This is a genomic window from Nitrosovibrio sp. Nv4 (assembly GCF_900215485.1).
Lineage (GTDB): Bacteria > Pseudomonadota > Gammaproteobacteria > Burkholderiales > Nitrosomonadaceae > Nitrosospira.
Map to the genome: position 1 here is coordinate 1075061 of NZ_OCMZ01000001.1, position 15780 is coordinate 1090840.

Here is a 15780-nt window from a genome sequence, read left to right on the forward strand (position 1 = left end):
ATTCGTTAATGAATAAAATTATTTTGGTTGTATTCTGCTTCTTGCTCACTGCCTGCGGCTTTCAGTTGCGCGGCACGGCCATACTTCCGTTTGAAACCCTTTATATTTCCGGCCCGCCGGGACACCCCATGGGTACCGATCTCAAGCGGCTTATCCGGGCTGGAACCAATACCCGCATTGTTGATAAAGCCAAGGATGCCCAAGCCATACTGGAAATTATCAGTGTCACGAATGACAGACAAATCATGTCGGTATCCGGGGGCGGAAGGGTGCGGGAGTTTGAGTTGCGCTACCGTGTTTCCTTTCGGCTCAAGGATGCCAAGGGGATGGACATCATTCCTGTCAATGAAATTGTCCTGCACCGCGTTCTTCCTTTCACCGATGCTCAGGTAGTGGGGAAAGAGGGAGAGGAGGCGCTGCTCGTGAGAGAAATGCATCGCGACTCCGCAGATCAAATTGTAAGGCGGATGGCAGCGGTAAAAATAGCGGAAGTTAAGGAATCCCCCCTTTGAATTCCTGAGGCAGGCCTTCTCCGTACCGTAATCCGAAAATTATGCGTATTACCCCCGATCACCTTTCCCGGCATCTCCAGAAGCAGCCTGCGCCGCTCTACACTGTGTTCGGCGACGAGTTACTGCTGAGTATGGAGGCGGCCGACCTGATTCGTGCCAGCGCGCGCGAGGCAGGCTATATCGAGCGGGAGATTTTTACGGTCGACCATCACTTCAATTGGGCAGAGCTGCAACAGCGCGGCACGAGCCTGTCGCTGTTTGGGGAACGTCGTATAATGGATATCCGTATTCCATCCGGCAAGCCAGGAAACCAGGGTAGCGCAGTTTTGGAGACATATTGCCGTTCGTTGCCGCCCGATACCGTTACGCTTGTTACTCTGCCGAAAATCGACAGACAGGGGTCGGGGGCAAAATGGTTCAAAGCGCTTGAAGAGGCAGGGGTAATGGTTCAGGTCTATCCTGTGGAACGCGCTCGTTTACCCCCCTGGATCGGCCAGCGCCTCGGCATGCAGGGCCAAAATACCGACCCAGATACCTTGCAGTTTCTCGCCGACAAGGTGGAGGGCAACCTGATCGCAGCCTATCAGGAGCTCAAGAAACTGGGGTTGCTTTATCCGCCGGGGATGTTGTCCTTCACTCAGGTGAAAGATGCGGTACTGGATGTCGCCCGTTACGATGTTTTCAAATTGTCCGGGGCGATGATGGCAGGCGAGACAGTGCGTTACAGTCGCATCCTGGAAGGCTTGCGGGGCGAAGGGACAGCGTTGCCACTGATCGTCAACACGCTCGCGGGGCAAATCCGCTCGCTGGCAACTATTCGTAAAGGACTGAATTCCGGCAGGCCTGTTGCACAACTGATGAACCAGGTCAGAGCATGGGGAGATCAACAGAAAGCAATGGAAAATGCGGCCAGGCGTCTTAGCCTTGAACAGTTGGTGTCGGCATTATCGCGTGCTGCGAAAATAGACAGGATAAGCAAGGGTATCGGGAAGGGGGACGCCTGGGATGAATTGCTGCAATTGGGGCTGCGTTTCGCGATCACGAAACGATAACAATAAGACGGTTCTCAAGGTTAGCGGGATCCGTATTATTATCTCGCAAGAATATTGAATTCTTGAATCCGGGCTTGATTGGAATCCATTCCAACACGAGCTTTGCCTGCCGCCGGATGCAACCTTTCGCCGATATTTTGCTGATACAACATGAGTACTGTTTACCGGCGTATCAGTAAACATCAGCCATAATCCGCAGATTATCCCGGTACCGGTATCTCGCATTGATCATGATCAAATTTATTGTCTAACTGGAATTGTGACATGGACATCATCGACATCAAGACTTACATGCAGTCAGTCGGGCGTGAAGCGCGCGCCGCATCACGGCACGTAGCGAAGGCCGAGACTGCCGCCAAGAATCTGGCGCTCACTCTGATGGCCACGGCCATCAAGCGTGAAGAGCAGCAGTTGCTGGCCGCGAATGCCAGGGATGTGGAAGGCGCGAAAGCACGCGGACTGGATCCGGCTTTGATCGACCGCTTGACGCTCACCTCCAGAAGTATTGGGAGCATGGCGGAAGGCCTGCTGCAAATCGCTGGGCTGGCTGATCCGGTGGGTGAAATCAGCGATTTGAAATACCGTCCTGCCGGCATACAGGTTGGAAAAATGCGCGTGCCGTTGGGTGTGGTCGGTATTATTTACGAGGCGCGTCCCAACGTTACAGCAGATGCCGCCGGGCTGTGCCTCAAGGCGGGCAATGCGGCAATATTGCGCGGCGGGTCGGAAGCCATTCACAGTAATCAGGCCATCGCGGCTTGTGTGAAGGAAGGGTTGAAAGGTGCGGGCCTGCCGGAAACGGCGATACAGGTTATTGAAACCACCGACCGGGCCGCCGTGGGTGAACTCGTCACCATGAAAGAATTTGTCGACGTCATCGTGCCACGCGGCGGCAAGGGACTGATTGAACGTATTTCCAGTGAAGCGCGCATCCCGGTTATCAAGCATCTGCATGGCGTATGTCACGTTTATATCGATGATGGAGCCGATCCCGATAAGGCCATTCGCGTCGCCGACAACGCCAAGACTCAGCGTTACGGCACGTGCAATACCATGGAAACCCTGCTGGTGCATGAAGGCATTGCCGGGGAAGTGTTGCCCCCGCTGTGCAAAATTTATCTGGATAAGGGCGTGGAGCTGCGCGGCGACGCGACTGCCCGAGCCATCATCGAGCAGATGGGCGAAGCGACAGAAGAGGATTGGCACACGGAGTATCTGGCCCCGATCCTGAGTGTGCGGATTGTCAGCGGGCTGGATCAGGCTATCGAGCACATTGCGGTTTACGGTTCGCAACATACCGATTCGATCATTACCGAGGACTATGGCCGTGCCCGCCGTTTCCTGCGCGAGGTGGACTCCAGCTCGGTAATGGTGAACGCCTCCACCCGCTTCGCAGACGGGTTCGAGTACGGCCTCGGCGCGGAAATCGGTATTTCCACTGATAAAATTCACGCCCGCGGCCCGGTAGCCCTGGAAGGCCTGACCAGCCAGAAATTCATTGTGCTGGGTGATGGGCACATCCGGCAATAGATCAATAGCATTTCCCAATAGAAAACCTGCTTCTTCGCTCAAAAAGGTTGCCATGACTCAACTTACCGAAATAAAAATTCCGGACATCGGTGATTTCAAGGACGTTCCCGTTATTGAAGTGCTGGTGAAACCGGGTGATACGGTGGAAAAGGAAACGTCGCTAATCACGCTGGAAACCGATAAGGCGACGATGGAAATTCCTGCACCTCAAGCTGGGGTAGTCAAGGAACTGAAGGTCAAGGTCGGCGACAAGGTTTCCGAAGGATCGCTCATACTCATGCTGGAAGCGGAGGCGCCATCCGGTGAAGCGGCTTCAACTGGTAAAGCGGCTGAACCGGCTGAGCCGAAGGACGTCTCTGCGCGTGACGTTGCGCCTGCTCCTGAAAAAGAAGAGAAGACACCGGGCTCGGCCACCCCCGCTCATAAAGAATCCGCTCCGCCTTCCACCCCTTCTGTTCCACGCGGCGAAATTCATGCCGATGTAGTTGTGCTCGGGGCAGGCCCTGGGGGCTATACTGCCGCGTTTCGCGCCGCCGATCTGGGCAAGAAAGTGGTATTGATCGAACGCTACCCCACGCTAGGCGGGGTTTGTCTCAACGTTGGCTGCATTCCATCCAAGGCGCTGCTGCATGTGGCAAAGGTTGTCGCTGAAGCAGAGGAAACGGCCCATCAGGGCATTACTTTCGGTAAACCCGGCATAGAGCTGGATAAGCTGCGAGGATGGAAAGAAACCATTATCGGCAAACTTACCAAAGGATTGGCCGGGCTGGCGAAGCAGCGCAAAGTGCAGACGGTACAAGGAAAAGGCAAGTTCACCTCGCCTAATATGATAGAAGTGGAAACAGCTGACGGTCTGAAAACCGTCTCGTTCGACCACTGCATCATCGCAGCAGGCTCAAGCGCGGCGCGTATTCCCGGTTTTCCCTATGATGATCCGCGCATCATCGACTCAACCGGTGCGCTGAAACTGGAGGATATTCCCCAGCGCATGCTCATCATCGGCGGCGGCATCATCGGTCTGGAAATGGCGACAGTTTATTATGCACTGGGTAGCAAGATCAGCGTCGTGGAATTAATGGATCAATTGATTCCCGGCGCAGACAGCGACCTCATCAGGCCATTGCACAAGCGCATCCAGAAACGCTACGAGGCAATCTATCTGAAAACCAGGGTCACCGCAGTTGAGGCCCATGAAAATGGTCTGAAAGTTACGTTTGAGGGAAGATCCGACGGCGGTACCGCCGTGCCCGAGCCGCAAATCTACGATCGCATTCTGATGGCAGTGGGACGGCGACCCAATGGACGCGATATCGGCGCCGAAAGTGCCGGTATCAATGTGGACGAACGCGGCTTCATTCCCGTAAACAAACAACTGCGGACCAATGTGGCGCATATTTTCGCTATCGGCGACATCGCCGGCGAGCCCATGTTGGCGCACAAGGCTACGCACGAAGGCAAGCTCGCCGCCGAAATTATAGCGGGCGGAGAACATGCAAAAAAAGCGGCGTTCGACGCGCGCGCCATTCCCTCCGTAGCCTATACCGACCCGGAAATTGCCTGGATGGGCCTGACGGAAACCGAAGCCGGCAAGCAGGGCGTCGAGTACGAGAAAGCGGTATTCCCCTGGGCAGCAAGCGGCCGCGCGCTGGCAATGGCGCGCGACGAAGGCATGACCAAATTACTTCTGGACAAAAAAACCCGTCGTATTCTCGGAGCCGGCATTGTTGGGGTCAATGCGGGCGAACTGATTTCCGAAACCGTGTTGGGGCTTGAAATGGGCGCGGATATGGAAGATATTGGTCTTACCATCCATCCTCACCCGACGTTATCCGAAACTATCTTTTTCGCTGCCGAAATCGCGGAAGGATCTATTACAGATCTTTATGCGCCGAAGAAGTAGGCGTGTTGATTCCACCTATTAGACCGTGGAAAAAAATCCCTAAAAACGATAGAAGTCAGCAATTTTTTACGTCTTCTGGATCGTTCGCAAACGAAACCGTGGCCTCTCCCCAATAACTACCCAATAACTCTACCGGGAAAACGACGATGGCCCTAACCGTTCTTCAGGCCGAGCCGTTTGTCCGCTTGGGGTTTTTTATGGCGGTTCTTGCAGCGATGAGCGTTTGGGAAGCCTTGGCGCCCCGGCGGCGGCGGGGCTTGTCGCGGCTCAAGCGTTGGCCAGCCAATCTCGGCATGGTGGCGCTGAATACGCTGGTGGTTCGCATACTTTTCCCGACAGCCGCCATCGGGGTTGCGTTATCGGCTGAGGAGCGAGGCTGGGGCCTGTTGAACGCTTTTGCTGTTCCGGAATGGATCGCTATCCTGATTGCTGTCCTGGTTCTTGACTTGGCCATTTACCTTCAGCATGTATTGTTCCATGCGGTGCCTTGGCTGTGGCGATTGCACAGGATGCATCATGCAGACCTCGATTTCGACGTGACCACCGGTGTACGTTTCCATCCGATTGAGATCGTGCTATCCATGATCATCAAGCTGATGGTTGTGGCTGCGCTCGGAGCGCCCGCGCTGGCAGTGCTGATATTCGAGATATTGCTAAATGCCACTTCATTATTCAATCACGGTAACGTTCGCATCCCCCCGCCCCTTGACAGATTCCTGCGCTGGCTGGTGGTGACTCCCGATATGCACCGCGTCCATCATTCCTGGTACCCCAACGAGACGAATTCAAATTTCGGATTCAATCTGCCGTGGTGGGACCGGCTGCTGGGAACTTATCAAGATCAGCCGCGTGATGGCCACGAGGGCATGACAATTGGCATAAACCTCTTCCGTGACCCGGCTTGGGAGCGGCTTGATCGGATGCTGATTCAGCCTTTCATTGGCCCTGCCGATAGTTATCCTATCAACATGCGCGAGACAAAGGATGGGTCATCCGTCAGCGGGGCTTTGGAAAAGGGCAAGGAGGAGCGGAATTAAGACCAGGGGTTGAGTTTGGCGCTTCTGTTTGGCAAAAATAGGGTCAGACACGATTACCATAGTCCACTCTCTAGTGGGAAGCCGCGTCAACGATAGTCGTGTCTGACCCCATTTTTGTTCATTTTTGTTTTTGTAATGGTCAGTAAAGAACTTGATCCACTACCTCTCGTATGCTCAGATTCCCGTTCCGGTTGCGCAGGCTTCATGTTTTATCGGTATTTATGATAGAAATCCAGCACGCGCGGCACATAAGCTCTGGTCTCCTGAAATGGCGGAATCTGGTTTCCATATTTGACGACGCTATTTTCGCCGGCATTGTAAGCAGCCAGCATGAGGCTCATGTCGCCATTAAACATCTTCAACAGGTGACTCAGATATCTCGCGCCACCATGAAGATTTTGTACGGGATCGAACCGGTCGGTCACACCGTATCGCTGTGCAGTTTCAGGCATTAACTGCATCAGCCCCGCCGCGCCCTTTTTTGAAACCGCTTTGGGGTTATAAGCCGACTCCACAAGGACTACGGCATGTATCAGCGCGCTTTCCAGGCCATAGGTCCGGGCAATCTCTTCGACTACGGCCCCATACTGAACTTTAACCGGCTGCCGGGGCGGCGCGCCGAGTGGAGTGGTCATCACTTTCTTTACAACGGTGCCACCGGCTGCTGTAAAAGGGACGTAACGGCTATCGGTGGGAACGTTGGAAAAATGTACAACGCCATTTTCGTCGGTAAACCAGTAGATGACCTCCGCGCGGGCCGGCTGTGCCAGACCCCATGTCAGCAAAGCCATAAATGTGAATGCATGCGGCGCTAAGAATTTCATGACATGTCCGACGAAGCTTTCTTCCGTTTTTCAGTCGCTTTGGTCGCATTATACTAATGCTTATGGCGGCGTATTAAGTCAATAAACGGCTATTTGGGTGCCTGATATCTCAATGGGAGGTGGAAATTATTCCTGCTGAACTACTACGGCCAGGTTTTGTTGCACCATACAAAGCTATCATCCGCTCAAACGGTTTGCCGCCGCCACAAACTGAGCCACCGATAAATTTTCCGCACGCTGGTTTGGGTCAATCTTCAACGCGGTGTAATCCTCCGGCTTGAGATAACTGCGTAGCGTGTTGCGCAGGGTTTTACGCCGCTGCGAGAACGCTGCGGAAACGATATTCGCAAATACCTTTTCCTTGCTGGCTTCCATGAGCCGCTCCCTGCGCGGGTTCATACGGACAATGGCCGACTCTACCTTTGGCGCGGGCTGAAAGCATTCGGGCGGGACAATGAAGAGTTGTTCCATTTCGAACCGATATTGCAGCATGACTGAAAGCCGCCCGTAATCAGGTGTGGAGGACGGGGCAACCATCCGCGCTACCACTTCCTTTTGCAGCATGAAATGCATGTCGCGGATGCTGTCCACGAACCGGCTTAAATAAAACAGGATAGGCGTGGAAATATTGTAGGGCAGGTTGCCAACCACCCGAAGATTGTGTCCTAGTGCCGCGAAGTCAAATTCCAGCGCGTCGCCCTGATGTATTGTCAGATTTTTTTCAGCAAATTCCCTGCGCAAGCGTTCGACGATGTCGCGGTCAATTTCCACCACGTGCAGGTGATCAAGCGCCTGCAGCAAGGGCCGCGTCAACGCGCCCAGCCCCGGTCCTATTTCCACCAGAAGGTCGCCTTTGCAGGGATGGATAGCGCGGATGATGTCCATCACGACATGGGGATCAACCAGAAAATTCTGACCGAAACGTTTGCGGGGAATGTGGGGCATGGGCGAGCCGATAAAGCCGATAATTGCCGCTACGGAATGCCGGATTGTACTCCGCGGCTTACACCGATTCTCTGTTACCTTGTTCAGCGAACAAACGGTACCATGTCATGCCGGCGAAAGCTGGTAGCCAATGGCTAAGCATATTCATTGTCTGGACTGGATTCCGGGTCGAATGAAGAAATCCATAGTATTTCTCGCTGGATAAATCGGGAAATAGAAAATCTACCGCTGATTTCCGGCCAGTATCACCGCCATCTCAATTGCGGCCATCAAGCTGCCGTGATCGGCCCGACCGGTCCCGGCCAACTCGAGGGCAGTGCCGTGATCTACTGAAGTACGAATAACAGGCAGCCCCAACGTTACGTTGACAGCCGCGCCAAAGCTGGCATGTTTCAATACCGGCAGTCCCTGGTCATGGTACATGGCGAATATACAATCATAGTCCTTCAGCTTCGATGGATTAAACAGGGTATCGGCCGGCAGTGGGCCAATCAGATCCATGCCTTCGGCGCGCAGTTTATCGAGCGAAGGAATGATGGTATCGATCTCTTCTCTGCCAAGGTGGCCTGACTCGCCCGCGTGGGGGTTTAACCCGGCCACGACGATACGGGGCCCAGGAATGGCAAAGTACGTGATCAGGTCATGCTGAATGATGCGCAGCTTCCTTTCCAGCGTTTCACGCGTAATAGCCGACGCCACATCCTTGAGTGGCAGGTGGGTGGTGGCAAGTGTCACTCGCATGCCGCCGCCCACGAGCATCATTACCGCTTCGCTGTTTGTAAGTTGCGCCAGGTATTCCGTGTGGCCGGTGAAGGCGATGCCGCCGTCGTTGATGATGCCTTTATGCACCGGTGCGGTAACCATGGCGTCGAATTCGCCATCGCTGCAACCCTCAACGGCGCGTTCCAACGTCTTCAGGACATAAGGGGCATTGGCTGTATCCAGTTTTCCAGGGATGGCAGATTGAGCGAGGGGTAGGTGCAACACTTGCAGGCCGCCCTTTTCGTGCTCAACTACAGTAGCAAGAGGGGAATAGTCGGCTATTTTCAGCGGAAGCCGCAATAGACTCGCCCGTTCTCGCAGCAATTCGCGGTCGGCGATGACAATCAGCCTGCATGGCAGCTCCAGTTGGGCGATCTGCACACATAAGTCGGGTCCAATTCCCGCAGGCTCTCCCGCGGTGAGGGCAATCAGCGGCTGCATGGGTTTTTGCAACTTTCAGACATTATGAACTCGAATGGCCCGGGGCCGGTGTCCGAAATTGCATTCGGCAATTTACCGATCCTAACCTTCCTCCAGCCTGTATTCGACGTAAGCGCGGTCACGCAGCCGTTGGAGCCATTCCTGAAAAGCCGCATCCGCTTTGCGCGCACGTATCGCCTGACGGGCGGATTGGCGCTGCCGCTCCTGGCTTACATCCTGGGAACGGCGCTCGACAACCTGAATCAGGTGCCAGCCAAAAGGAGACTGAACGGGCTGGCTGATTTGGCCGGGTTCAAGCGCATTCATTGCCTGCTCGAACTCAGGTACGGTGTCGCCAGGCGAGACCCAGCCGAGGTCGCCACCTTGTGGCGCGGTGGCATCTTCAGAATGGGTTTTCGCCAGCTCTTCAAACTTGCCGCCGTTCTCCAAGCGCTCTTTCAGGTCCGTTATGCGCCGCTTTGCATCGACTTCGGACGTAAGCTCACTGATTTTTATAAGGATATGACGAGCATGGGTTTGATCCACCATTGTTACAGCACCGTTTTGATTGCGGCGATCGATCAGCTTGAGAATATGAAAACCGTTCGGGCCCGAAATTACCGGCGTCAACTCGCCCTTTTTCATCGGAACCAATACTTCGGCGAACTTCTTTGTTAGTTGAGCAGCGGGTCGCCAATCAAGCAAGCCGCCTTCTGTCGCGTCCGGCGAATCGGAAAATTCCGCCGCTACCTGGGCAAACTCAGCGCCCTCTTTTAGCTGCGCCAGAGCGGTTTCAGCTCGCTGCCGTCTGGCTTCGCTTTGCGAAGCATCGGCTCCCTCTGGCACCTGTACCAGAATGTGGGCAATACGATATTCGTCATCGTTATTACCGCCTGAGGAACCCTGTGCCTCGAGATAATTATCGACCTCTCCCTCCGTCACACTTACCCGGTTGCTTACCTCGCGTTCTTTCAGCCGTACCAGAATGATTTCATCGCGAATCTCGTCCCGGAATTTATTGAAGCTGATCCCATCCTGCTCAAGCGCATTATAAAACTCCTGCATCGACATTTTGTTTTCCTGAGCGATGCGGCGCAAAGTTTGATCGAGCTCTGAATCGCTTACTGTCAAGCCCGTTTCTTTCGCGAGTTGCAGCTGGACCCGATTAACGATAATACGCTCCAATAACTGTTTTTCCAGTACCGGCGGCGGCGGGGGCTGCACTCCCTGTTTCTCCAATTGTTTAAGGGTGGCTCTAAGCACTTCATTCAACTCGTGACGCGTCACCACATTCTCATTCACAACCGCGACAATATGATCTATTGTCTGAATACGGTCGTAATGATCGGGTTCCTGTGCAACCGCAATGCCGGCGGTCAGCAATGCCGGCAGAATAAGGGAAACAAGGGAACGTAACGAAAATTTCGTACCCATGTAAATAAGCATTATCAGAAGTTGCAGAGGAGCGAAATGATGTGATTCAAGCGAAGAGTGACAGTTTGCGATTCCCGTTTACGGCCCTTCTATTATGCCGCTTCCCTGGCTGCCGGTTCTCACATACCCGGGAATGCTGCGTTGCAGCGCGGTTAGGGGATTTGAGCCGATTTGCATCAAGCCGTTCAATTCAAGTTGCAAAAAAGCGGCCGTCGTTGTTCTCTGAGTGGCAAGGGTTAGATGCTGGAGTACGAACCGCAACGACCAGCAGCAGGCATTATACTCAAGTCCTGCCAGCCCTTCCAGAATTCTCTGATCCTGTAGCGAGTAGTTCAGGCGGGCAACGGTTTGCCACCTTTCCGACCATCGCCATTGGGTTGAGGCATCGACCTGGTGCAGCACATCACGGGTAAAGCGGTAGCCAAAATTTATTACCCTGCCAGGCTCGGGGCGATAGCTCAAGCCGGAACGCACCACATCGGCGACGAATCGACTCTGATCGAACTGAACGCTGGAATCAGTGCTGATCGTCGGCGTGAGAAATCCCGTCACTGCGGCGACAAGGTCCGGCCTGCGGTCAATGGTTCCCGGTGCATTCAATGTTATACGCCGATCGATGAGGCTTAACTGCTGGCCAACGGCCACACGCAAGCGTTCTTTTCCGGTACCGGGTTCTATGAGGCGCGAAGTAAGGGCGAAGGTAACCTGATTCGCGTCATTGATGCGGTCACTGCCGCTGAAACGGTTTTCAGTCAACATCTGGGCAAAACTGAAGTCAGTCCTGGAAGAGTCAAAATTTGGCAGGTGCCCCTGTTCACGGAATGGCACGTAAACATAGAAGAGTCGTGGCTCAAGGGTCTGCGTGAATCGTTCTCCGCGAAATGAGATATCGCGGTCAAAAGCGACGCCGCTGTCCACGCTGAACATCGGCACGGTACGGTGAGGGCTTTCATCCGGTGTGGTCGTGGTGGCGTCCAGATTGTAACGGGTATGATGTACACCCACTTTTGGCGTGATATAGCCAAACGCGTTACGAAGAGGATAGCTCAAGCTGGGAAAGATCACTGCGCGATGGCCGTTCACAAGAGTGGGATGAGAGAAATTCGACCAACTCCCGATAAGATTCAGTTCTGCACCCAAAATGTCCGGTTTGGTTGCGTTGAAAGAAACCTGCGGGAGACGCTTATAAGGGGCGACAACGGAGGCAAGCGGATCCTGAATGGTCTGGAAGCTCTGCACGAGCGAACTTACATGCAACGTGCCGTCGTCCCCAAGGGCGCGATTGTAGGACACCAGACCCTGCTGCAACAGGTTGGTTCTGGAGGTAAGATTCAGACTGTTGCCGAGATCGCGGAAATAAGCATCATCGGAAACCCTGTTATAGTCAAGACGGGTAGACAAGCCGTTGCCAAAATTATAATTGTGCCAAAACGTCGTGCGCCAACGGCTTCGCTCGGTATCCAGGTCTTTCGGCAATATATCGGCCAGCAACGTCCCGCTCGAGCGTTCGCCCATATAGCGAAATTCGTTGTTAAACTGGACGCCTCGCCTCGACATCATGCGCGCCGAGAATGTAGCGTCATAATTGGGCGCGATATTCCAGTAAAAGGGCACAGTCAATTCGAGCCCGGTCCGGGCGTTGGTGCCATACGTGGGGGCCAGCAAGCCGGACTTGCGTTTTCCACTGTATGAGAAATTCATCCACGGGGTATACAGGATCGGCACATCCTTGAATGTGAGCTTAACCTTTCGGGCAGTGCCCGCTTTATCCTCGTTGTCGAGTTTCAAGTCGGACACCTGCAGGTACCAGTCGTTATCTCCGGCGGGGCATGTGGTATAAGTTGCCTGCTTAAGCCGATACTGGTTCTCACCTTCGAATAGCAGCGTATCGGCATAGCCTCGGCTGCTTGCATCCTTCAAACGATAGTTGGGGCTGGTCAGCTCTCCGGTTTTGCTTAACAGATTGAATTTGAGCTTGGAACCCTCCAGTATGTCTCCGCGTTGTTCAACACGGACGCCTCCTTCGGCCTCCGCTTCGTCGGTATCCTGATAATATTTCAACCGGTCGGCGGAAATAAATTGCTCGCCGGTGGACAACTCGGCGTTGCCTATTGCCTCGATTTCCTTTTCAGGGTGCCCTTGCAAGCGCTCGGCTGCAATGAATACAGGTTTGGTTTTTTTTGTTTCTGTCTCTACGTCGGGCATTGCCGCCTTGATTCCAGTTTCGGGCTCTGCCTCGCCACCGAGACGGAGCCTTTCTTCGCTCTCCTGCGCCAGATGTCCACGAATGTGCTCAGCCTCAGCGAATCCGGGTCTGCTCCTATCTGCCTCGGCGCCGGCGCTGGGCGCTGCCATTCTGCTTGTCGCTGTGGCGGGCGAGGTTGCTACGCCGGTGGGGACGGTCCGCTCGCGGCGCAGACTGGCTTCATCTTCTTGCGCGGCATGCCCCGTTATGCGCTCAACTCCGGTAAGTTTGGGCTGGTTTTCCCGGTTTTCCGGCTCGACAGGGGAAGTAGCCAAGGCGGGCTCATCTTTCGCTGGCGATCGGGTATAGTTTTGCCCGGATCGCAGATCCTCCGGTGCTTCCGCCGCTTCCGGCGCATGGTCCGGTCGTTCAATGGAAGCCTTGCCTGCGACTCCCGGGTCATCGGTTTTCTGGCGAGATTTCTTTTGATCTGCTGAAATAGTATGATCACGCCGCAGTTCAGTTTCGCCATTGGCTCCCGTTTCATACTCATGGTGGCCCTTTATGCGCTCGGTGTCGATAAGCACAGGTTTATTGCTATCAATTTCCGGCTGTGACGGCGGCGCTACACGTTCGTATTTATTTTTCGAGGCAGGTGATGGTGTGTCGGCGCGCGCATTATATGCAAGGCAAAATATAAAAACAGACCAGCAGATAGGTCGGGAAAAGCGCGATTTCATGTAAGGGTATTCAGCCCGAAAAGGACATCATCAGCATACGGATGAGCTGTCTTCTTCAGATTTATCAGTCTCGAATCACAGGTGTTGAAGCGTGGAGGCACATAGCGTATTTGAGCTAGGCTGGTGGAAATCAGGAGGACCTTGCATTGAGCCAGCTGCTCGGTTGGCCTTGATGGTGAATTAACTGAGAACAAAAGCCGTAAGTGTAACAAAAAACGGAAGACAAACTATGCATGGGCTGCGTGCAGCTACGAGAGCGTATACTGTACACGGCCAGAATGCATCGCGGCGCGCAATATCACTTCAAATTCAGGTACCAGGCTTTGCATATCCATATTCTCGGTATTTGTGGCACCTTCATGGGCGGTATCGCCGCAATCGCGCGAGAAGCCGGTCATAAGGTTACCGGCTGCGACGCCGCCGTGTATCCACCCATGAGCACTCAGCTGAATTCCCAGGGGATTGAGTTGATTGAAGGATTTTCCCCGGAACAAGTCAGACTGAACCCCGATCTGTTTGTAATCGGTAATGTGGTGGCGCGTGGCAACCCGCTCATGGAGGAGATTCTCAACCGTAACCTTTCCTATGTATCCGGCCCGCAGTGGCTCTCGGAGAACGTCTTGCACGACAAATGGGTTCTGGCTGTCGCAGGTACTCACGGCAAGACAAGCACGAGTTCGATGCTGGCATGGATACTCGAATACGCAGGAATGGAACCGGGATTCCTCATTGGTGGCATACCCGGCAACTTCGGGGTCTCAGCCCGACTGGGCGGTTCAGGTTTTTTTGTCATCGAAGCGGACGAATATGACACGGCTTTTTTTGACAAGCGTTCCAAGTTTGTCCATTTTCATCCGAGAACGGCGATACTGAACAACCTGGAATTTGATCACGCCGATATCTTCGCTGATCTTGCCGCAATTGAGCAGCAGTTCCACTATTTCGTACGCATAATTCCCGGTAATGGTCTTATCATCTCCAACGGACAGGAAGAGAGTCTGGAACGAGTGTTGACCAAGGGGTGCTGGACACCTGTGGAAAGGCTAGGAGTGGCGAACGGTTGGCAGGCCAGCGTGCTGGCGGACGGACAAACCGAAATTTCTTTCAGGGGTGATTCTCAGGCCGCCCTTGACTGGGAATTGCTGGGAAAACACAATCGAATGAACGCCCTCGCTGCCCTGGCTGCCGCCCGTCATGCCGGCGTGCCGGTGATGACGGCCGTTGCCGCGCTGAGACAATTCAAGAACGTCAAGCGTCGCATGGAAGTGCGCGGTGTGGTCAGCGACGTTACAGTGTATGACGATTTTGCTCATCACCCAACTGCGATCCGGACAACTCTGGACGGCTTGCGCGATAAAGTGAAGAACGCGCGCATCATCGCTGTGTTGGAACCTCGTTCCAACACCATGAAGATGGGTATATGGAAAGACAGTTTGGCAAGTAGTCTGGCAGAAGCGGACTTGGTGTTCTGCTATACCGCCAACCTGGGCTGGGATGTGAAAGAGGCAGTGGTTTCCCTTGGCACAAGAGCAGCGACTTATGACAACCTGGAGTCGTTAATCGAAGCTGTCGCAACCACTGTTCAGTCCGGCGACCACGTACTCATCATGAGCAATGGCGGCTTCGGCTGCATTCATGAAAAGCTGCTCGGGTTAATGGAGGCAACGGACGCAATGGATACATTGGGCGCTGCCGGAACGATGGGCCAAGCCGGTGCAAAGCGGTGAGCCGAATGGGAAAAATCAGTACAGCGTCTTCGACGTTGCACAATTCGCACTAATCCATCGACCGGTCGTATCGGCATGCTCATTGATCGGCCTGTCCTGTACCGTGCCATTGAATATGGTCCATCCTGAGAAGCTCTCGGGACTCGTGAATGTTCCCTCAGCTCTTCCATTTCCTTTCAATTGAGAATTCGTACAAACGAGATCCATTTTGTAGGTGTTTTCTGTCCTGATTGCATTCTGGATACTGCAGCCGGATTGATACGCATGAAAATAGGATGGAATTTTCTGATCCGCCATTTGCCGGGTAATGCAGATTTTGGATGTTGCCGCCCCATCCTTGATCCGGGGCATGTCCAATCCGTATTGCTTTGCCAGGCTCGTCAATTTCTGCATTTGATCCGCCGGAATCTGCGGCACCAGAGCCAACAACATCGACGTGGTTGTCACCTCCCATAATCCGGGACGTACATTGTTCTCCATACTCTCCGTATTCTCCGTTGCGCCAGCTGCTGAAACAATCGATAGCAACGATAGGGATATAAGGGTTTTTCGCATCGGATCTCCAGAACAGTAGCACATGGCTTTCATGTTTATTTAATGAGGTAGTTTAGAGTATTGTTGTTTGAATCGTTAGTTGATCGGGATAATCCGGATCGGTTCACCTTCTGTAGGGGTCCGGGAGAACAAGGCAGAAAAGGTGCGATAGTATGGG

The 15780-nt window shown here is 53.9% G+C and carries 12 protein-coding genes; 6 read left to right on the top strand and 6 right to left on the bottom strand.

The window, feature by feature from the left end; translation table 11 throughout:
- The first annotated feature begins 8 nt into the window (after positions 1 to 8).
- The 5 genes from lptE to CRO05_RS04855 all read left to right on the top strand — a co-directional run bounded on the left by lptE (position 9) and on the right by CRO05_RS04855 (position 6031).
- Positions 9 to 512 carry an LPS assembly lipoprotein LptE gene (lptE, locus tag CRO05_RS04835; protein ID WP_097066046.1) on the top strand — a complete coding sequence of 168 codons (504 nt, stop codon included), beginning with the start codon at positions 9 to 11 and terminating at the stop codon, positions 510 to 512.
- Between the two features lie 41 nt (positions 513 to 553).
- A complete protein-coding gene (gene holA / locus CRO05_RS04840) occupies positions 554 to 1564 on the top strand; it encodes a DNA polymerase III subunit delta (protein ID WP_097066047.1) in 1011 nt (336 codons plus the stop codon).
- Between the two features lie 264 nt (positions 1565 to 1828).
- The gene (locus CRO05_RS04845) at positions 1829 to 3094 is read left to right on the top strand and encodes a glutamate-5-semialdehyde dehydrogenase (protein WP_097066048.1); all 1266 of its coding nucleotides are present in this window, start codon (positions 1829 to 1831) and stop codon (positions 3092 to 3094) included.
- Positions 3095 to 3146: 52 nt separating this feature from the next.
- Positions 3147 to 4994, top strand: a complete 1848-nt coding sequence (gene lpdA, locus CRO05_RS04850) for a dihydrolipoyl dehydrogenase (protein ID WP_097066673.1) — start codon at positions 3147 to 3149, stop codon at positions 4992 to 4994.
- Positions 4995 to 5140: 146 nt separating this feature from the next.
- Positions 5141 to 6031: a sterol desaturase family protein gene (locus CRO05_RS04855; protein WP_097066049.1), complete on the top strand. Its 891-nt coding sequence runs from the start codon at positions 5141 to 5143 to the stop codon at positions 6029 to 6031.
- Positions 6032 to 6240: 209 nt separating this feature from the next.
- On the opposite strand, the gene CRO05_RS04860 is transcribed toward CRO05_RS04855, so the two are convergent.
- The 5 genes from CRO05_RS04860 to lptD all read right to left on the bottom strand — a co-directional run bounded on the left by CRO05_RS04860 (position 6241) and on the right by lptD (position 13188).
- Positions 6241 to 6855, bottom strand: coding sequence for a lytic transglycosylase domain-containing protein (locus CRO05_RS04860; RefSeq protein ID WP_097066050.1), 615 nt, complete (start codon positions 6853 to 6855; stop codon positions 6241 to 6243).
- Positions 6856 to 7032: 177 nt separating this feature from the next.
- Complete coding sequence (gene rsmA, locus CRO05_RS04865; protein ID WP_097066051.1) at positions 7033 to 7800, bottom strand: 16S rRNA (adenine(1518)-N(6)/adenine(1519)-N(6))-dimethyltransferase RsmA; 768 nt, start codon at positions 7798 to 7800, stop codon at positions 7033 to 7035.
- Between the two features lie 222 nt (positions 7801 to 8022).
- A complete protein-coding gene (gene pdxA / locus CRO05_RS04870; protein WP_097066052.1) occupies positions 8023 to 9003 on the bottom strand; it encodes a 4-hydroxythreonine-4-phosphate dehydrogenase PdxA in 981 nt (326 codons plus the stop codon).
- Between the two features lie 81 nt (positions 9004 to 9084).
- Complete coding sequence (locus CRO05_RS04875) at positions 9085 to 10416, bottom strand: peptidylprolyl isomerase (RefSeq protein ID WP_097066674.1); 1332 nt, start codon at positions 10414 to 10416, stop codon at positions 9085 to 9087.
- A 78-nt stretch (positions 10417 to 10494) separates the two neighbouring features.
- Positions 10495 to 13188 carry an LPS assembly protein LptD gene (gene lptD / locus CRO05_RS04880; protein WP_235001289.1) on the bottom strand — a complete coding sequence of 898 codons (2694 nt, stop codon included), beginning with the start codon at positions 13186 to 13188 and terminating at the stop codon, positions 10495 to 10497.
- A gap of 476 nt (positions 13189 to 13664) precedes the next feature.
- Here lptD and mpl point away from each other — a divergent pair, with 476 nt between their 5' ends.
- On the top strand, positions 13665 to 15068 hold the full coding sequence (mpl, locus tag CRO05_RS04885) for a UDP-N-acetylmuramate:L-alanyl-gamma-D-glutamyl-meso-diaminopimelate ligase (protein ID WP_097066675.1): 1404 nt from the start codon (positions 13665 to 13667) through the stop codon (positions 15066 to 15068).
- A gap of 15 nt (positions 15069 to 15083) precedes the next feature.
- On the opposite strand, the gene CRO05_RS04890 is transcribed toward mpl, so the two are convergent.
- Entirely contained in the window at positions 15084 to 15623 is a 540-nt protein-coding gene (locus tag CRO05_RS04890; RefSeq protein WP_097066054.1) for a DUF3617 domain-containing protein, read from the bottom strand.
- Positions 15624 to 15780 lie beyond the last annotated feature (157 nt).